Source organism: Arthrobacter sp. 3Tela_A, from assembly GCF_049311025.1.
Lineage (GTDB): Bacteria > Actinomycetota > Actinomycetes > Actinomycetales > Micrococcaceae > Arthrobacter_B.
The window spans coordinates 1-17,346 of the sequence record NZ_JAXIOM010000018.1 but is presented as its reverse complement, the minus strand read 5'-3'; the positions used below and the strand labels follow the sequence as shown (position 1 = coordinate 17,346).

Below are 17,346 nucleotides of genomic sequence, written 5' to 3'. Positions count from 1 at the left end.
AGGTACTCAGGGAAAAAAGCACTTGGACATCTCATCCAATCCGCTGGTCAACCCGTACATCCGCTGCGGGGTCCGGACAGCACTCCGCCCCGGCGGCCGTGGGCATCCGGGGCGGAGTGGAAGAGAGGAACGTCAGGCGTGCTGGCCTGCGTGCTGCCCTTCGGAGATTTCTTCGACCACCTTGGCGTTGAACGCCTCGAGGTCATCCGGGGTGCGGCTGGTAACCAGGCCCTGGTCCACCACCACTTCCTCGTCACTCCAGTTGGCGCCGGCGTTGCGCAGGTCGGTGGCGAGGGTATGGAAGGACGTGAGGTCCCGGCCCTTCACTACTTCTGCGTCGATCAGCAGCCACGGTCCGTGGCAGATCGCTGCAACCGGCTTGCCCGCTTCGAAGAAGTCCCGGGCGAACCGCTGGGCGTCCTTGTTGACGCGCAGATAGTCTGCGTTGACGACGCCGCCGGGGAGCACAAGTGCGTCAAAGTCCGCAGCATTGGCATCCGCTACGTCCAGGTCCACGGTGAACGTGTCGCCCTTGTCCACCCCGTTGAAGCCCTGGAGCGTGCCGCTGGCCGGGGAGACCAGGACCGGCGATCCGCCGGCTTCCTGGACTGCCTGCCAGGGGCTGGTGAGTTCAATCTGCTCCACACCGTCCGTGAGCAGGAAAGCGACCTTCTTGCCGGAAATATCATGTGCTGACATTTTGCCTCCGTTCGTGGTCTGGCGGTCCGGTCTGAACCGCCGCTGCCTCCTACCCTAGGAAAAAGAGGGGATACTAAGCAAGCTGATCTTTCTAAAGGCCTTCGGCAACTGCGGCGGCTGCCTTCAGCCAGGCGCGCTGGGTGGCAGGGCGCAGACTGGCGTAGCGGATCTGCCCCTTCACCAGTGCCGGGTCGTACGGGATGGTCACCGCGGCCCGCGCCAGCACCTTGAAGGCCTCGGCCACTCTGCGGGCCTGCGCTTCAGTGCCGTTGCGGTCCGCTTGGGAAACGATGACGACGGCGCCGCGCGCCAGTTCGGCGTACCGGCCTCCGCGTTCCTGGAGCGCTTCGAGCAGCAGCGCGCCTGCCTCGGCATGCTCTTCCACCGTGGTGGTGGCAATCACCAGCTGGTCGGTGTGATCGATCATCCGCAGCCAGCGCTCAGCACTTTCATCGTTGCCCGAATCCACGATGTTCAGGCGGAAGTACTTTGAGGCCACGGCGTGCAGGGCGTCAAAGTCCGCCCTGGTGACCTTCTGCTCGCTGGCGAGCACGTTCGGGTTGGAGCGCAGGACGTCGTACTTGTCATCCGTCTGGTGGTGGACGAACCTTGCCAGCATGGCCGACTGCGCCGCCGGGGAGAGCAGCAGCCCGGTTTCCGGCAGCAGGTCCATGACCGTCGCATCATGCTGAGCCTGCTCGGTACGCCAGCCCAGGGTGCCGCGGGTTTCATTGTTGTCCCACGCCAGGACGGGGCCGCCGCCGTTACGGGCAAAGATGGCAGCTAGCATCACGGTGGTGGGAGTCTTGTTCGCCCCGCCTTTGCCGTTGACCACGGAGATGGTGCGCGGCCCCGGCCAGTGCTGGCTGACGGTACGGGTGTCCTGCCGTTCATCGAGCTCGCGGGCCGAGGGGGCAATCCGGATGCCCAGCGAGGCGAGGAATCCGCGGAATCCGCGGGTAGCCGGAATCTTGGCCGTCTGGGTGTCCAGGAAGGTGGCCCGGCGGACGTCGTTGGGTTCACCGCGTACTGCCAGGCGGGTTCGCTCCCGCAGACCAGAGGGCATCAGTACCGGTTCAAGGGGCAGCCCGGAGGGGTGCAGTGCCCGCCGTTCGGGCTCCTGGGCTGCTGGCCGGGGATCCAGGTCCTGCTCCGGCTGGGCGAGTTCGGGTTCGATGGCTGTTTCATTTCCGTTCGGCGCAGCATCATCCGCTGCAGCGTTTTGGGTTTCCTGCCCGGATCCGGCGGGCGGCGCTACGGGCAGTTCGGGAAGTACGACGGGGCGCCTCTTCTCAGTCGGTTCCTCAGTCGCCGATTCCAGCTCAGTCCCGGTTTCCAGCTCAGTCCCGGCACCCAGCTCAGCCGCCGGTTCCGGTTCAGCCGCCGGTTCCGGTTCGAGCCCGGCCTCCAATTCAGTCGGTTCCAGCTCAGCCGGTTCCGCTGCGGGAGCAAGCGCTTCCGGCACGGGCTGCGCCTCGGATTCGTGCTGGTCCTCCTCTATTTCCGGGATGAGGACCGATGCAGGACGGGCTTCAGCGTCGGTTGTGGCCTTCGGCACTGACTGCAGTTCGCCGTCCGCCGGCACTTGCGCTGCCGCGGAATTCCCGGAGCCCTCTGACTGCTCTCCCGGCAGGGACTCTTCCAGCACACTCCCGCCGTGTTCAGGTTGCTGCTCAATCAGCGGAACCAGTGGCCGCCCGGAAGAAGCCGGGTCTCCTCCCGCACGGTGGGGTGCCGCGGCGTCCCAGGACCGCAGTTCCGCCCTGGCCCGGCGGCGGGTCAGCGGCTGCTCACCGTCCGGAGTCTCCGCCGCACCGGGTGCAGCCGGCCCGGCCGGCGGCACCGGAGACCGGGGACGCTCCCGTGCTCCGTCCACGGCAACGCCGGACCCGTCGGAATTCTGCGCTGCACGCAGGGCGCGCCGGCTTGGCAGGGGCTGCTCAGCAGGGGCAGGAGTGTTCTCTGTCATCGGGTCTGCATCTTTCGTTCCGTGCTCGGGCGATTGACTTAGGACGGCGCTCTTGAAGTGATCCTACAAGCCGCCCGGTTGCGCCCGGGCGGTGCACTGCGTGTTCCCAGGGCACTTTCTTTGGCGGGGGCCGTCCTGCCGGCGGTGCCCGGCGCCGCAGAGCGGCCGTGCAGCGATCCCGGAAAACAGAAAACCCCCGGGAAGATCCCGGGGGTTTTTCTCTGTAGCGGTGGGGAGGCTCGATCTCCCGACCTCACGATTATGAGTCGTGCGCTCTAACCAACTGAGCTACACCGCCATAAATGAGTCAAGCCCGCGTGCTTCGCCTAATGTTGAACAACAGGCTTACAAACGCGGACCCTCCCATTGAGAGCCCCGACCGGGAATCGATCCCGGGACCTCCATCTTACCAAGATGGCGCTCTACCACTGAGCTATCGGGGCATCGCCCCTCACCGGGGCAACGACATAAGACTCTACCAGCACTTTCTCCGCATCACGAAATCGATTCGGGCCAAACTGGCCATCTGTGACCGAAGACACTGTTTGTGCAGGTCAGCTGCCCGTCTTGCCGCCTTCTCAGGGATCACGAACGTAGACTAAGTGACAGGGAACAACAGGGTTTCCGACCGCCGTTTCCCCCGCCGGCAGGATTAGATTCTTACAGGAGTGCGCGGATGCCTAGGCAAATGGGTCCAGGGACGGTTGTGGGCGGCAGATACCGCCTGCAGGAACGGATCGGCTACGGGTCCATGGGATCCGTTCACCGCGCCGTGGATGAACTGCTGGGCCGCGAAGTTGCCGTGAAGCTTATTGCTTCCCTCGCCCGCACGGAAGAAGAACGCAGCCGGAACGAGGCCGAAGCCAAGGTGCTGGCCCAGCTCAACCACCACAGCCTGATCACACTGTTCGACGCCGGCACCGAGGTGTCGCCGTCGGGCACCTCAATCGTGTGGCTGGCCATGGAGCTGGTCCAGGGGTCCGATCTGAGCCGAAGGCTGGCAAAGGGCAAGCTGCCGGCCCGGCAGGTGGCCTACCTCGCCTATGACCTGGCGATCGGGCTGGACTACATGCACCGCGGCGGCATTGTGCACCGGGACATCAAGCCTGCCAATATCCTGCTCTTCGATTACCGCGAGGACGAGACCAGGCTGCGTGCCAAGCTGACGGACTTTGGTGTCGCGCAGATGGCCGGCGACCCCAATCCGCAGGGTGACGAGTTCACCGGGACTGCCGGGTTCATGAGCCCGGAGCAGGTTCGGTCCGAACCTGCCGGTCCGCACAGCGATGTCTACTCACTGGGCCTGGTGCTGCTCCGCTGCCTGACCGGAGAACGGGCCTTCCCCGGCATGGCGGTGGAAAGCGCCCTGGCACGCCTGTTCCGCGGCCCGGACATCCCGGACTCCCTGGGACCAGAGTGGGTTGGAATTCTCCGGGCCATGACGGCCCTGGAGCCGGCTGAGCGGCCCTCCGCCCACGAAGTCTCCGAGGTTATGCAGGATCTCACCAGGGCGGGCCGGGGACGGCGCAGTACCGAGGCGTTCGAAGATCCTGAGCGTGTCCGTGCAGCCGATGAACTGGGAGCCTCAGCCGAAGCAGAAGGGGACCCGGTGCTGGACCGGATCACTGCCCTCACCGCCCGGCTGCTGGGCGTTCCCGTAGCGGCCGTCTCAATCGTCGGCGGCGGCCAGGTCTGGACGATGTCCGGCAGCGGCACGAACCGCGGCTCGGCGGGCTCCGGCGAATCCCTCTGCCCGGTAACCGTCCGCGAGAATGCCCCGTTCATAGTCGATGACGTGCAGCACGACCCGCGCACCGCCGAAGACCCGCTGGTGGCGGCTTCGCCGGGCTTCGGGTTCTATGCCGGTGTACCGCTGCGCAACACCGACGGCCTTGCCCTTGGCACCCTCTGTGTCATGGACCGCAGGGCGCGCAGCCTCACCGGGGAGCAGGAAGCCACCCTGCGCGACCTCGCTGCGCTGGCAGCCGATGTGCTGCAGCTGCGCAGGGATGCCAGGGACGCCAGGGACGCCGCTGAGTTCCTGAACGGCGAACCTGCTGTGGCAGACTGACTCGGAACCGCGCCGAAAGGCGGCACCGCTCAAAGGGGAGCCCAGCATGGACCAAGGCACCAATCCAGCCGTTCCGGCAGCATGGGAGTTCATGGTCACCGCCATGGCAGCAGTGATCCTGGCGCTGACAGTCGCTGCGGTTATTTCCCTGGCCCGGGACCGGGCCCTGACTCCAGGCACGAAGTTCCTGTGCCTGCTCGGCATCCTTGGGTTTCCTGTCCTGGGGCCAGGCGTATGGTTCTTCCACCTCTACCGTGTCCGGCGCAGCCGCCGCGTAAACCGGACAGAACCCGCGTCCCCGGCGGCAAACCGGCAGCGCCAAGGGCGTTAAACGCAGGTTGGGTGCCCCCTTCCGGGGACACCCAACCGTTAGTCACTCTTAGTCGCGGAAACGCGGCTTGCGCGCACCGGCAGCGGCACCGGCCGGCTTGCTGAAGCTGCGGTCGCCGTCGAACTTCTTCTTGTACGGGCGGTCCGAGCCGCGGTCACCGAAGGACCGCTCGCCGTCGCGCTTCTTGAAGTCCTTCTTGAAACCGCGGTCAGCGCGGTCGTAGGAGCCGCCTTCGCGGGACGGACGGCGTCCCTTGTCCAGCTCCAGGTGGATCAGCTCGCCGCCGATCCGGGTGCGGGACAGGGCGCGCAGCTGGTCCTTGGAAAGGTCAGCCGGCAGTTCCACGAGGGTGTGGTCAGCACGGATGTCGATGCCGCCGATCTGCGAGGAGGACAGGCCGCCCTCGTTCGCGATGGCGCCGACAATCGAACCGGGCATAACGCGCTGGCGGCGTCCGACGGCGATGCGGTAGGTCGCGTTGCCTTCGGTCAGCGGGCGCGTCGGGCCGCGGGAGCCGAAACCGTCATTGCGGCCTTCGGAACGCTCGCGCTGGCGGGCCGGTGCCTGCGGAATTTCTTCCATCAGCAGCGGGCGTCCGCCCTGGGCCATAACGGCCAGTGCAGCGGCGATTTCTTCGGCGGGAACGTCGTTCTCGGCGATGTACTTGGTGACCAGGTCCCGGAAGACGGAGAGGTCTTCGGTGTTGCGGGTCTCGGTGATCCGGTCGGAGAACTTGGCCAGGCGCTTGGCGTTGACTACGTCAACACCGGGCAGCTGCATGTGCTCGACGGGCTGGCGGGTAGCCTTCTCGATGGCACGCAGCAGGTACTTCTCGCGCGGGGTCATAAAGAGGATGGCATCGCCGCTGCGGCCTGCACGGCCGGTACGGCCAATGCGGTGCACGTAGGACTCGGTGTCGTGCGGGATGTCGTAGTTGAAGACGTGGCTGATTCGCTCGACGTCGAGGCCGCGGGCGGCGACGTCGGTGGCGACCAGGATGTCGATCTTGCCGTCGCGCAGTGCCTCGACGGTACGCTCGCGCTGCTGCTGCGGAATGTCGCCGTTGATGGCGGCAGCCTTGTAGCCGCGGGACTTCAGCTTGTCAGCCAGGTCCTCGGTAGCCATCTTGGTACGCACGAAGGCGATGACGCCGTCGAAGTCCTCGGTCTCGAGGATGCGGCTCATGGCGTCCAGCTTGTGCGGGCCCATGACCTGCACGTACCGCTGGCGGGTGTTCACGCCGGTGGTGGTCTTGGACTTGACGGTGATTTCCGCCGGGTTGTTCAGGTACTTCTTGGCGATCTTGCGGATCGCGCCGGGCATCGTCGCGGAGAACAGGGCTACCTGCTTCTCATCCGGCGTAGTGGAGAGGATCTGCTCCACGTCTTCGGCGAAGCCCATGCGCAGCATTTCGTCGGCTTCGTCCAGGACCAGGTACTGGAGGTTGGACAGGTCCAGGGAACCCTTGGAGATGTGGTCGATGACCCGGCCCGGGGTGCCAACAACAACCTGTGCACCGCGGCGCAGGCCGGCAAGCTGGGGGCCGTAGGGGGAACCGCCGTAGACGGGCAGCACGGTGAAGTCATCCATGTGCACGGCGTAGGAGGTGAAGGCCTCTGCAACCTGCAGGGCGAGTTCACGGGTCGGGGCCAGCACCAGGATCTGGGTGTCCTTGGTGGGTCCGTTGACCTCGGCCAGCTCAGCCATGCGGGAGAGGGCGGGAACAGCGAAGGCTGCGGTCTTGCCGGTGCCGGTCTGGGCCAGGCCCACGACGTCGCGGCCTTCGAGCAGAACGGGAATGGTGGCTGCCTGGATGGGCGAGGGGGTCTTGTAGCCGACGTCGGTCAGTGCGGCGAGGATGCGCGCATCCAGGTTGAAATCGGAGAACAGCACCTGGGCTTCTTCAGCAACGGCTTCGGTGTTTTCTTCGAGAATTTCTTGGGTGTTCTCAGGCAAGGGGATATTCCTCATCAGTGGGGCCGGGCAGCCGGTTCTGGCGGCTGCAAGTACGTAAGTCCGGGCACTGTTGCAATCCCAGGCAGGACTCTCCGTCACAGCTGTGGGCCAGTATCACTGGGTTGCGACCGCGGCTCGGTGTGACGATTTCTTTGCCGGCGCTCCCAGGAGATGAATCTGCCCGCATGTTTCATGCGGGCCCCAACACAACGTACCTGCAATGGACTCTAGTCCGCAGGAAAATCAGGGAATACCGGAGTGGGGGATTCCTCAAGTGTACGGCATTGTGGCCGGTACCCCCGCAGATTAGGGCAGTGAGGTCCGGCACACAGCCTAAACTGCGTCTTTGGCAGCGGGCTGCCGACGCAGTACCTTACGGATTTCGGACGACAGGTACATGCCCTCCGAATGCGCGTCTGACAAGCGGAAATGCTGCTCAGCGGAGAGCCCTTCGAACACGTCTGCCACGGTGACGCCGTGTTCCGGCCGGGAGATGATTTCCACACTGTCTCCGGCCTGGATTGACCCCCGGGAGACAACGCGAAGGTAGGTTCCCAGCCGTCCGGCGGCAGCGAACCGCGCCACCCAGCGGGGCTGGCCCATGTACTGGGCAAAGTTGCGGCAGGGCGTGCGCGGACAGGTCACTTCGAGCACAACGTCCGCACCGATCCGCCACCGCTCCCCCACGACGGCGTGTGACGCATCGATGCCCGCCACCCGGAGGTTTTCCCCGAAACGTCCGGGCTGCACCGGTTCGCCCAGCTCCGCGGCCCAGTAGTCTGCGTCCTCCTGCGAATAGGCGTACACAGCTTTCGATTCGCCCCCGTGGTGCCTGCGGTCCGCCTGGACATCACCGGTCAGCCCAAGGGCGTAGACCTTGACGGGTCCTTCGACAGCCCGCTTGTCGATCGCGCTTACGCCAACCGCATCGGAGGTGGGCCGCAGCGCGTGCACACGGCAGATAGCCAGGAGAGATCCGGAAGTCATGTGCAACAGTCTAGGTCCGAGGTACACGGATATCGCGGGAGAAGTGTGTGGCGCGCCACCAGCGCCGCGGCCGGCCGGGCCAGAGCAGCAGCAGGAACCAGAGGAGCATCCCGGCACCGCAGAAGACCCCTGCACTGGCGGCCATCAGCCACAGTCCGGGGGTTTGGGAATCAAGGTCCCCCGCGCCAAGCAGAGTGGCAATGCCCTTGGGCGTCAGGTAGAAAATCACCGTCGTGGCGGCCAGCAGGATCCAGCCGGTGGCACGCATCGTCCTTCGCCGTCCGGGAAGCCCCTGCACCGCTGCCGCGGTCAAGGGAAGGAAGATGGCCACCCAGACCCAGTGGTGGGACCAGGAGACCGGTGAGGCCAGCAGCATCAGCAGTGCTGCGGCCGCCAGAGCCAGCAGATCCATCCCGGCCAGTGTTGCCAGCCGGATGATGACGGCTGCAGCAGCCGCTGCGGCGAGGCACAGGAGCAGCCAGGGGACAGTCACGTCCGCCTCCGGTCCGGCGAAGTGCAGCAGCGCGCCGCGGAAGGAAAGGTTGTCCACGTATGCTCCCCCGCCGACCCGTGACGTGTCCGGGAGCAGTTCTCCCCAATAAGTCTTCGACTCCCGGGGCAGGATCAGGAACCCCAGCCCGAAGGTGGCAAGGAAGCCAAAGGCCATATTCCGCAGCCCCCGCCAGTCGCCGCGCACCAGGTAGTAGAAGGCGAAGGCCAGCGGAGTCAGCTTGAACCCGGCGGCCACACCGGTGAGCAGCCCTCGCGGCCACTGCTCGCTGCGGTTGAGGAAGTCGATCATCACCAGTGCGAACAGGATGATGTTGATCTGGCCCAGCGCCAGTGTGTCCCGCCATGGCCCCAGGGCTGCTATGAGCCCAAACGCCACGATCGCCGCCGGCCGGAGCCAGAACCCCCTCAGCACGGCCCTTACACTGCCGGAACTGCTGAAATGAGCCACCAGCCACAGCGCAGTCAGCGCGGTCAAGGCCAGGGAGAGCCCGAAGAAGATGTTGAAGCCGATGACGTCGCCGAAGGGTGCCAGGACGGCGAACAGCAGTGCCGATACGGGCGGGTAGGTAAACATCAGCGAAGGATTAGGCGGATTGGGGATCCCCACGGAATAGAGTTCACCGCTGGCTTTCAGGACAGTCTGGCCACCGGCCACGTAAACCCGGAAGTCGATGCCGTCCCGCGGCGCGAGGGTGAGTGCCAGTGCCAGCAGACCGGCGCAGACAGCAGCCGCGGCCAGAACCAGCACGGCACCCGCGGCCTGTGAACGCAGTCCCTGCGGCATCTGCTTCCCTCCTGCGCCGCTGCCGGTCGGCAAGCGGACGAGCGAGCCACACTCTACCTGCCAGCTGTGGCGCGGGAGGCTGAAGAGGGGATTTTAGATGCCGGTGTCCCCGGATTGGACGGCAGCGTTACGCCCGGCACCGCCGGCGCATCGGGCAGCCGCCGGCCGCTGCCGCTACCGTTGTGAGTGAACAGGATGCCCGCACAGCCTCCGAGGCGGAGGGATCCCCGAAAAGGAGAACCAGCTTTGAGCAAGACACATCCCCGGACTCCGATGCCCGGAACCATGCGGCTGGCCGCGGCAGCGTGGCTGGTGGCCGCCGTCGTCCTGGTCCTGGCCGGCGGCTCGTTCCTGTTCACGGCGCAGACCCAGCGCCAGGATTCCCAGGGTCTGCTCACCCTTGGCATCCTGGGGATCGCGGTGGGCGCTCTGACCGCCTTCTACGCCCTGCGGCTTCGCGGGGGCAAGCGGAGCAGCCGCGAAACGCTGACTACCCTGGGACTGATCGCCGGCGTGCCGCTGCTGTTCCGCGGCCCTTCCCTTATGGCACTGGGCGCGCTGCTGCTGGCCTGCGCCGTGCTGCTGTGGCTGCCGCAGAGCACCCGGTTCTACGCCCAGACGGACCCAAAGGTCCGGCGGCGCCGCCTGACGGGGCGCCGCTGAACCTGCTTCGGATCAGAGCTGCTTCAGTGCCTGGTCCAGGTCGGCGATGAGGTCTTCAAGGTCCTCGATGCCCACGGAGAGCCGCAGCAGGTTTTCCGGTACGGCCAGCTCAGTGCCCTTCACGGAGGCGTGGGTCATTTCCGAGGGATAGTTCATCAGGGACTCCACCCCGCCCAGGGACTCGGCGAGGGTGAAGACCTTCGTTGACTCGGCCACCTTGCGGGCGGCTGCTTCCCCGCCCTTGAAGCTAACCGAGACCATACCGCCGAAGTCCTTCATCTGGGCCTTGGCCAGGTCATGGCCCAGGTGGTCTTCCAGTCCCGGGTACAGCACCGATTCAACGGCCGGCTGGTCCTTGAGCCAGCGGGCCACGGCCATGGCGTTCGAGGAATGCCGGTCCATGCGCACACCGAGGGTCTTCAGTCCGCGGGTGGTCAGCCAGGCTTCCATCGGAGCTGAAACGGCGCCCACGGCGTACTGGATGAACCCGATCTTCTCCGCTGCGGCGTCGTCGTTCAGGATCACTGCCCCGCCGACGGCGTCCGAGTGCCCGCCGATGTACTTGGTGGTCGAATGCACCACGATGTCCGCGCCGAAGGCCAGCGGCTGCTGCAGGTACGGGGACGCGAAGGTGTTGTCCACTACCAGGAGGGCACCGGCGTCGTGTGCTGCCTGCGCCACGGCGGCGATGTCGGTAATCTTCATCATCGGGTTCGACGGCGTTTCAAGCCACACCATTTTTGTGTTCCCGGCGGCGATGGCGGCTTCCAGGGCAGCGGCGTCGGACATGTCCACGGCGGCATTGGTGATGCCCCAGGCGGAGAGTACCCGGTTGATCAGCCGGTACGTTCCGCCGTAGGCGTCATTGCCCAGGACAATGTGGTCCCCGGGCGCCAGCAGCGCACGGATCAGGGCGTCTTCACCGGCCAGGCCGGAGCTGAAGGAGAACGCGTGGCGCCCGCCTTCCAGCGCCGCGAGCTGCTCCTGCAGCGAATCCCGTGTGGGGTTGGTGCCGCGGCCGTATTCGTAGCCGTTGCGCAGTCCCCCAATGCCGTCCTGCATGTAGGTGGTGCTCTGGTACAGCGGCGGGATAACGGCGCCGGTGGTGGGGTCCGGGGTCTGCCCGGCGTGGATGGCGCGGGTGTTGAAGCCTTCAGTCATGGTTTTCCTCCTGTGCCGGCTTAGGCGGCGGTCGGGGTTGGTCTCTGCCTGGCCGGGTTTAGGCGCTGAGGTAGGAGAGCAGGTCGCGGCGGGTGAGGATGCCGTGCCAGGTGCCGCCCGAGGCGACCAGCAGGGTGTCTGCATCTGCCAGGCGTTCCATGGCGGCGGAGACGGATTCCCCGGCTCCGATCTGCGGCAGCTTGGCCGAGAGGTGGTCGCTGACGGGGTCGCCGGGCTTGGCTTCGCCGCGGAAGAGCTTTTCGGTCAGCGAGCGCTCGTCCACTGAACCGTGCACTTCGCCGAGCACGGCGGGCGGTTCGTGGGCAAGCACCGGAAGGCTGCTGCCGTGGCGGCCAAGCAGTTCCACGGCTTCCAGCACGGTGGCGGTCTTGGGTACGTACGGTGCCGGCCCGCCGCCGCGGGCTGCCAGCACGTCAGCCACGGAGGCGTCCTGCTCCGTATCGGCCAGGAAACCGTGGGACTTCATCCAGCCGTCGTTAAAGATCTTGCCAATGTAGCCGCGGCCGCTGTCCGGCAGCAGGACCACCACGACGTCGTCGGGGCCCAGGTCCTTGGCGGCGCGCAGCGCGGCCACTACGGCCATGCCGGAGGAGCCGCCAACCAGCAGGCCTTCTTCGCGCGCCAGGCGGCGGGTCATGGCAAAGGACTCGGCGTCGTTGACAGCAATGACTTCATCGGGAACCGAGGGATCGTAGTTGCCCGGCCACATGTCCTCGCCCACACCTTCGACGAAGTAGGGGCGTCCGGTACCGCCGGAGTACACCGATCCGTCGGGATCCGCGGCGATGATCTTCACCGGTCCGGAGGCGCGGTCAGCGGAGACTTCCTTCAGGTAGCGGCCGGTGCCGGTGATGGTTCCTCCGGTGCCTGCGCCGGCAACGAAGTGGGTGAGCTTCCCGTCGGTGTCGTTCCAGATTTCGGGTCCGGTGGACTCGTAGTGGCTCGCCGGGGCGGCCGGGTTGGAGAACTGGTCCGGCTTGTAGGCGCCGTCGATTTCCCGTACCAGGCGGTCGGAGACACCGTAGTAGGACTCAGGGCTTTCGGGAGCGACGGCGGTGGGCGTCACTACTACCTCCGCACCATAGGCGCGCAGCACGTCGCGCTTTTCAACGCCGACCTTGTCCGGGGTGACGAAGATGCAGTTGTAGCCCTTCTGCTGGGCCACCAGGGCCAGCCCGACGCCGGTGTTGCCGCTGGTCGGTTCAACCACCGTGCCGCCCGGGCGGAGTTTGCCTTCCGTCTCGGCCGCTTCGATCATTTTCACGGCGATGCGGTCCTTGATGGAACCGCCTGGATTGAGGTACTCCAGCTTCACCAGCACCGTGGCTTTAATGCCTTCGGTGACGTGGTGGAGTTTCACCAGCGGGGTGTTGCCGATCAGGTCCAGGACAGTGTTGGCATACTTCATGGGCACCACGTTACTGGCTGAGCCGCGAAGGAACAGGCCCGGCTGAACACGGCGTAGCAAACTTGCTTCCTGTCACCGTGGTTTTGGGACAGAAGTTCATACCGGACGTGCGAGCATGGTGGCATGTCTTCCGGTTCGGCCTCCAGTCGCGGCGAGTTTGAGTTCTCCCGCCCGCTGGAGCTCGCCCGCACCCTAAGGACCGTGGCGCACGGGTCCGCCGACCCATCGGTACGGATCCTGCCTGCGGGCGCTTGGCTGGCCTTCCGCACCGGCTCCGGGCCGGTCACTCTTTTCCTCGCCCAGCATGCCGGTGCCCTGCGTTCCCCGGCACGGGTTTCAGCCCAGGCCTGGGGTCCCGGCGCTGCGGAGGCCGTGGCCTCCGTTCCTTCACTGCTGGGTGAACACGACGACTGGTCTTCCTTCGACGACCCGCACTTCCTGGCGACCCTGCCGGCGGCGCTGCGGGAAGCCCGGCGGCGCCATCCCGGCCTGCGGCTGCCCAGTACCGCAAGGATGCTGCAGACCCTGGTGCCGGTGGTGCTGGGACAGAAGGTCACGCAAATGGAAGCCGTGCATGCCTGGCGCTACCTGGTTCAGCGCTTCGGTGATCCTGCTCCGGGGCCGGTGCCTGCAGGGCTGATGCTTCCGCCTGACGCTGCCGGCTGGCGGAGGGTACCCAGCTGGGAGTGGCACCGCGCGGGTGTTGATTCGCACCGTTCCCGGACCATCCTGCGCGCCTGCGCCTCGGCGTCGGGCCTGGAACGCCTGGCTGGCCTGCCCGCGGAAGAAGCCAGTTTCAAGCTGCAGTCGCTGCCGGGCATTGGGCCGTGGAGCGCTGCGGAAATCCTGCAGCGCACGCACGGCTCCCCCGACCTCGTTGCCGTCGGCGACTTCCATCTGGCCGCGGAGGTGGGAGCCGCGCTCACGGGAAAGCGCACTGACGACGCCGGCATGCTGGCTCTCCTGGAGCCCTGGCGCGGGCACCGGCAGCGGGTGGTGCGTCTGATCGGACTGACCGGTTTCCGCAAGCAGGCCTGGGGTCCGCGGCTGACTCCGCAGGACCACCGCCGGCACTGACCGTCCCCAGGGGCCGCCGGTTCGCCTAAAGTTGGCTAAATGAGCGCACCCGTAGACCTGACAGCCGTATTCGTTCCCAACCCCGGAGAGTTCTTCCGCGTGAAGCTGGCCCTCGAGATCGCCATCGAGCAGGTCCAGGCCGAGCCCGGCTGCCTCCGGTATGAAATCACCGAGGAATCCGAGGACCGGATTGTCCTGACTGAGCAGTGGGCCTCCGAAGAGGACCTGGCCCGGCATGCAGCCGGCTCCGCCAAGCAGGACCTGGACGAATCCCTGAGCGCCCTGCTGGCCGAGTCGGTGGCACTGCACCGCGGCTGATTTTCTGTTCCCGGCCCGCAGTTGCGGCCCGCTGTGCGCGGGCCGGGAACGCGGTGGGCTATGGACTGATTTCCAAACGGTGGATCGAGTCCGGCTCCGCGCCGAACCGGCGCAGTACCGCAGCCACTGCTTCTTCGTGCTCGTCATCCACTGACGCGTACACGCGCATCCGGTCCTCGAAATCCAGCTTCCGCACGTCGGAGCGGAATATTTCGGTATGCACCCGGCCGGTGTAAACGGTGGTTTCCATCAGTTCGATGGACCGTGCACCGGCCATTAGCAGTGCATCACGCAGCCCGTCGATCCGGTCGGTGTTCACGATCGCACTGATTACATGCCGGGGCTCGCGCGGCTGAACCGCGTTGGTTTCCGGCGCATCCGCACCGCGGCCACTGGTGGTCGGGTGGGCGGTAACACCGCTGAGGGAGTAAGCGCCCTGACCCTGCTGCACCTTGTCCAGGGAATCCTGCTCCGGCCCCGGTTCGCGCAGCCCGATCGTCCGGTTGATAAGCGCCGCCGCCAGCCAGCTGAGCACAAATGAGAAGGCCACCACACAGACGATCGCCACCGTCTGGTGCCACAGCAGAATCCCGCCTCCCCCGGCGAACAGACCGTCCGCGCTGACCGGGTTAACCCTGCTGTCCGCAAAGAACCCCAGCATGAACGAACCGATCAGCCCACCCACGAAATGCACGGCAATCACGTCCAGCGCGTCGTCGTAGCGCAGCAGGTGCTTGAGCCGGACGGCGAAGCAGCAGACGCACCCGGCGATCAGTCCGATGAGCACCGCGGACCCCGTGTTCACGTAGCCGGCGCACGGGGTGATGGTGGCCAGGCCGGCGACCGCCCCGGACACCGCGCCGACCAGGGTGGAGTGCCCGCTGGTCAGTCGTTCCACAATCAGCCAGGTGAGCATGGCGGAGCCGCCGGCCACGTGGGTGTTTACCAGCGCCTGCGCTGCGATGTCATTTGCCTGCAGGCCGTCTCCGGCGTTGAACCCGAACCAGCCGAACCACAGGATGCCCGCACCGACCAGCATCAGCGGCAGGTTATTGGGTGAGGTCTTGAGGTTTGGCCAGCCCCGGCGGCGTCCCACCACCAGCAGGACTGCCACCGCTGCGGCGCCCGCGGAAGCATGGACCACCAGGCCGCCGGCCCAGTCCTGGGCACCGAGTTGCGTTAGCCAGCCCTTGGGATTCCACAGCCAGCGCGCCACCTGCGGATAAATCACAATCGAGAAGACCACCAGGAATACGGTCCAGCCGGCAAACTTCAGCCTTCCGGCGGTGGCACCCGTAAGCAGTGCCGGGGTGATGATGGCGAACATCATCTGGTAGGCCACAAACGCCAGTGCGGGGATAGTCACACCCGCCGTTACGGTGTGGAACTGGGGTGTATCCACGTCCAGCAGCGCGAACGCATCAAACTCTCCCAGGATTGAGTTCCCCTGGTTGCTGAAGGCCAGCGTGTAGCCCACCAGCACCCAGGTCAGCGTGATGATGCCCAGCGGGATGATGTTCTGCATCATCATGGTGAGCACGTTGCGCACCGGAACCATCCCGCCGTAGAACAGCGCCAGGCCGGGGGTCATGAACAGCACCAGTCCGGCGCACACCAGTACCCAGGCGGTATCCGCCCCGTTCACTGTGCGGCTCCGCCGGAGATTGAACGGACGGGTCTGTTGGTCAGGGGCGTCGGCGACGCGTCCCTGCAGAGGGTTGATAACCCGTCCCGGCGTGTGGGCAGTGCGCGCATGTGATCCCCGCTTCCAACTCGTGTCCCGCATGAGTGGTGCCGCCGGAGGGCCATGATTCTGGAGGGGTGTCTCCGGCCCGTCGAGTCTAGCGAGGCGGATCCGGCAGGCGGAAGATGCGGGCGCGCAAAGGGCCGCCGGGGAACGCAGATTTTGCTCCTGCCGTCCCGGCGGCCCCTGCTGACGGTGCCTTGGCGGTGCTAGTTGGCGTTGGCTCCGGTAACGCCGTGCGGGTCGATGACGTACTTCTTGGCGGCGCCGGAGTCGAACTCCCGGTAGGCCTCGGGCGCGTCGTCGAGACGGATCGCTGTGGCGTTAACGGCCTTGGCAATCTGTACCCGGTCATTCAGGATGGCCATCATCAGATCCCGGTTGTACTTCATCACCGGACACTGGCCGGTAGTGAAGGACAGCGACTTTGCCCAGCCTGTCCCCAGGCTGAGGGACAGCGAACCGACCTTCGCTGCCTCGTCCACGCCGCCCGGATCGCCGGTGACGTAGAGACCCGGGATACCCAGGGCTCCGCCCGCAGCGGTGATGTCCATCAGTGAATTCAGCACCGTAGCCGGGGCTTCCTGCCCGGCCCCGTGGCCGTGCCCGCGGGCCTCAAAGCCGACGGCGTCCACACCGCAGTCCACTTCCGGAACGCCCAGGATCTGCTCGATCTGGTCCCTGGGATCACCCTTGGACACGTCTACGGTTTCGCAGCCGAAACTGCGCGCCTGCGCCAGCCGGTCCTCGTTGAGGTCACCGACAATAACGACGGCGGCACCCAGCAGCTGTGCGCCGGCAGCAGCCGCCAGCCCCACCGGGCCGGCACCGGCAATGTACACGGTGGACCCCGTGCGCACGCCGGCGGTGACGGCCCCGTGGTAGCCCGTGGGGAAGATGTCGGAGAGCATCGTCAGGTCCATGATCTTTTCCATGGCCTGGTCAGAGTCCGGGAACTTCAGCAGGTTCCAGTCCGCGTAAGGCACCAGTGCGTATTCTGCCTGGCCGCCCACCCAGCCGCCCATGTCGACGTAGCCGTAGGCACTGCCGGGACGGTCGGGATTCACGTTGAGGCAGATCCCGGTTTTGCGTTCCTTGCAGTTCCGGCAGCGGCCGCAGGAGATGTTGAAGGGCACGGAGACCACGTCGCCAACCTTGATGAACTCCACATCGGGCCCGGTTTCCACCACCTCACCGGTAATTTCGTGGCCCAGGATCAGGTTCGCCGGAGCAGTGGTCCGCCCGCGGACCATGTGCTGGTCCGAGCCGCAGATGTTGGTTGTCAGGACCTTCAGGATGGCCGCGTGTGGCAGTTTCCGGCCTACGTTGGCTGGGTTCACCCCCGGACCGTCCCGCAGCTCGAAGGTGGGATAGTCGATGTCCTGGACTTCCACAACACCGGGTTCGATATAAGCAACTGCTCGATTACCGCTCATTGGTATTCCTCGCCTTGTAACCTTGGTCGACGTTGACTGGGTTCCCCGGCAGACGGGCAGCCGGCGGCCGCACAGCTCCCCCGGGTTGTCCGAGCCTACAGCCCAAAGGAGACCGCGGCTAGGGAGGATTATTAGCCCTCCAAGCGTCCTTCGGGGCGGGGTCCGGAGCGTTAAAGCGCGGCAGGGAGCTCCTCCGCTGACGGAGGAG

14 protein-coding genes and 2 tRNA genes are annotated in these 17,346 nt (G+C 66.1%); 5 read left to right on the top strand and 11 right to left on the bottom strand.

All coding sequences use genetic code 11. From position 1 onward, the window contains the following. Nucleotides 1-132: 132 nt before the first annotated feature. The 4 genes from TVC13_RS07500 to TVC13_RS07485 all read right to left on the bottom strand — a co-directional run bounded on the left by TVC13_RS07500 (nt 133) and on the right by TVC13_RS07485 (nt 3,111). Nucleotides 133-699 carry a type 1 glutamine amidotransferase domain-containing protein gene (locus TVC13_RS07500; protein WP_422400600.1) on the bottom strand — a complete coding sequence of 189 codons (567 nt, stop codon included), beginning with the start codon at nt 697-699 and terminating at the stop codon, nt 133-135. Between the two features lie 91 nt (nt 700-790). Next, a complete protein-coding gene (locus TVC13_RS07495) occupies nt 791-2,668 on the bottom strand; it encodes an AAA family ATPase (protein WP_422400599.1) in 1,878 nt (625 codons plus the stop codon). Between the two features lie 224 nt (nt 2,669-2,892). Continuing rightward, a tRNA-Met gene (locus TVC13_RS07490) sits at nt 2,893-2,966 on the bottom strand. Nucleotides 2,967-3,039: 73 nt separating this feature from the next. Beyond that, a tRNA-Thr gene (locus TVC13_RS07485) sits at nt 3,040-3,111 on the bottom strand. A gap of 263 nt (nt 3,112-3,374) precedes the next feature. On the opposite strand from TVC13_RS07485, the gene TVC13_RS07480 reads away from it, so the two are divergent. Together TVC13_RS07480 and TVC13_RS07475 are read left to right on the top strand one after the other, a co-directional pair. After that, the gene (locus TVC13_RS07480; protein ID WP_422400598.1) at nt 3,375-4,739 is read left to right on the top strand and encodes a protein kinase domain-containing protein; all 1,365 of its coding nucleotides are present in this window, start codon (nt 3,375-3,377) and stop codon (nt 4,737-4,739) included. 46 nt (nt 4,740-4,785) lie between these two features. After that, the gene (locus TVC13_RS07475; RefSeq protein ID WP_422400597.1) at nt 4,786-5,070 is read left to right on the top strand and encodes a PLD nuclease N-terminal domain-containing protein; all 285 of its coding nucleotides are present in this window, start codon (nt 4,786-4,788) and stop codon (nt 5,068-5,070) included. 48 nt (nt 5,071-5,118) lie between these two features. On the opposite strand, the gene TVC13_RS07470 is transcribed toward TVC13_RS07475, so the two are convergent. From TVC13_RS07470 to TVC13_RS07460, 3 genes are all read right to left on the bottom strand, one after another. After that, the gene (locus tag TVC13_RS07470; protein WP_422400596.1) at nt 5,119-7,041 is read right to left on the bottom strand and encodes a DEAD/DEAH box helicase; all 1,923 of its coding nucleotides are present in this window, start codon (nt 7,039-7,041) and stop codon (nt 5,119-5,121) included. A gap of 318 nt (nt 7,042-7,359) precedes the next feature. Beyond that, nucleotides 7,360-8,013: an MOSC domain-containing protein gene (locus TVC13_RS07465; protein ID WP_422400595.1), complete on the bottom strand. Its 654-nt coding sequence runs from the start codon at nt 8,011-8,013 to the stop codon at nt 7,360-7,362. Nucleotides 8,014-8,023: 10 nt separating this feature from the next. Next, nucleotides 8,024-9,310 (bottom strand): glycosyltransferase 87 family protein, encoded by a 1,287-nt coding sequence (locus TVC13_RS07460; RefSeq protein ID WP_422400594.1) that lies wholly within the window; start codon nt 9,308-9,310, stop codon nt 8,024-8,026. 246 nt (nt 9,311-9,556) lie between these two features. Here TVC13_RS07460 and TVC13_RS07455 point away from each other — a divergent pair, with 246 nt between their 5' ends. Continuing rightward, nucleotides 9,557-9,973: a hypothetical protein gene (locus tag TVC13_RS07455; protein ID WP_422400593.1), complete on the top strand. Its 417-nt coding sequence runs from the start codon at nt 9,557-9,559 to the stop codon at nt 9,971-9,973. 12 nt (nt 9,974-9,985) lie between these two features. On the opposite strand, the gene TVC13_RS07450 is transcribed toward TVC13_RS07455, so the two are convergent. Together TVC13_RS07450 and TVC13_RS07445 are read right to left on the bottom strand one after the other, a co-directional pair. Beyond that, nucleotides 9,986-11,134 (bottom strand): cystathionine gamma-synthase, encoded by a 1,149-nt coding sequence (locus tag TVC13_RS07450; RefSeq protein WP_422400592.1) that lies wholly within the window; start codon nt 11,132-11,134, stop codon nt 9,986-9,988. 58 nt (nt 11,135-11,192) lie between these two features. Next, nucleotides 11,193-12,563 (bottom strand): cystathionine beta-synthase, encoded by a 1,371-nt coding sequence (locus TVC13_RS07445; RefSeq protein WP_422400591.1) that lies wholly within the window; start codon nt 12,561-12,563, stop codon nt 11,193-11,195. A 123-nt stretch (nt 12,564-12,686) separates the two neighbouring features. Between TVC13_RS07445 and TVC13_RS07440 the strand changes: the two genes are divergently transcribed. Beyond that, nucleotides 12,687-13,640, top strand: coding sequence for a DNA-3-methyladenine glycosylase family protein (locus TVC13_RS07440; RefSeq protein ID WP_422400590.1), 954 nt, complete (start codon nt 12,687-12,689; stop codon nt 13,638-13,640). Between the two features lie 39 nt (nt 13,641-13,679). Further along, on the top strand, nt 13,680-13,958 hold the full coding sequence (locus TVC13_RS07435; protein ID WP_422400589.1) for a putative quinol monooxygenase: 279 nt from the start codon (nt 13,680-13,682) through the stop codon (nt 13,956-13,958). Between the two features lie 58 nt (nt 13,959-14,016). Here TVC13_RS07435 and amt read toward each other — a convergent pair whose 3' ends face one another. Further along, entirely contained in the window at nt 14,017-15,603 is a 1,587-nt protein-coding gene (amt, locus tag TVC13_RS07430) for an ammonium transporter (RefSeq protein WP_422400588.1), read from the bottom strand. A gap of 308 nt (nt 15,604-15,911) precedes the next feature. After that, nucleotides 15,912-17,138, bottom strand: a complete 1,227-nt coding sequence (gene fdhA, locus TVC13_RS07425) for a formaldehyde dehydrogenase, glutathione-independent (protein ID WP_422400587.1) — start codon at nt 17,136-17,138, stop codon at nt 15,912-15,914. Between the last annotated feature and the right edge of the window lie 208 nt (nt 17,139-17,346).

Bases quoted from the DNA above. Each gene is read 5' to 3' on its own strand.
- TVC13_RS07500 (WP_422400600.1), bottom strand. From the start codon at position 699: ATGTCAGCACATGATATTTCCGGCAAGAAGGTCGCTTTCCTGCTCACG.
- TVC13_RS07495 (WP_422400599.1), bottom strand. From the start codon at position 2,668: ATGACAGAGAACACTCCTGCCCCTGCTGAGCAGCCCCTGCCAAGCCGG.
- TVC13_RS07475 (WP_422400597.1), top strand. From the start codon at position 4,786: ATGGACCAAGGCACCAATCCAGCCGTTCCGGCAGCATGGGAGTTCATG.
- TVC13_RS07470 (WP_422400596.1), bottom strand. From the start codon at position 7,041: ATGAGGAATATCCCCTTGCCTGAGAACACCCAAGAAATTCTCGAAGAA.
- TVC13_RS07465 (WP_422400595.1), bottom strand. From the start codon at position 8,013: ATGACTTCCGGATCTCTCCTGGCTATCTGCCGTGTGCACGCGCTGCGG.
- TVC13_RS07460 (WP_422400594.1), bottom strand. From the start codon at position 9,310: ATGCCGCAGGGACTGCGTTCACAGGCCGCGGGTGCCGTGCTGGTTCTG.
- TVC13_RS07450 (WP_422400592.1), bottom strand. From the start codon at position 11,134: ATGACTGAAGGCTTCAACACCCGCGCCATCCACGCCGGGCAGACCCCG.
- TVC13_RS07445 (WP_422400591.1), bottom strand. From the start codon at position 12,563: ATGAAGTATGCCAACACTGTCCTGGACCTGATCGGCAACACCCCGCTG.
- TVC13_RS07440 (WP_422400590.1), top strand. From the start codon at position 12,687: ATGTCTTCCGGTTCGGCCTCCAGTCGCGGCGAGTTTGAGTTCTCCCGC.
- TVC13_RS07435 (WP_422400589.1), top strand. From the start codon at position 13,680: ATGAGCGCACCCGTAGACCTGACAGCCGTATTCGTTCCCAACCCCGGA.
- fdhA (WP_422400587.1), bottom strand. From the start codon at position 17,138: ATGAGCGGTAATCGAGCAGTTGCTTATATCGAACCCGGTGTTGTGGAA.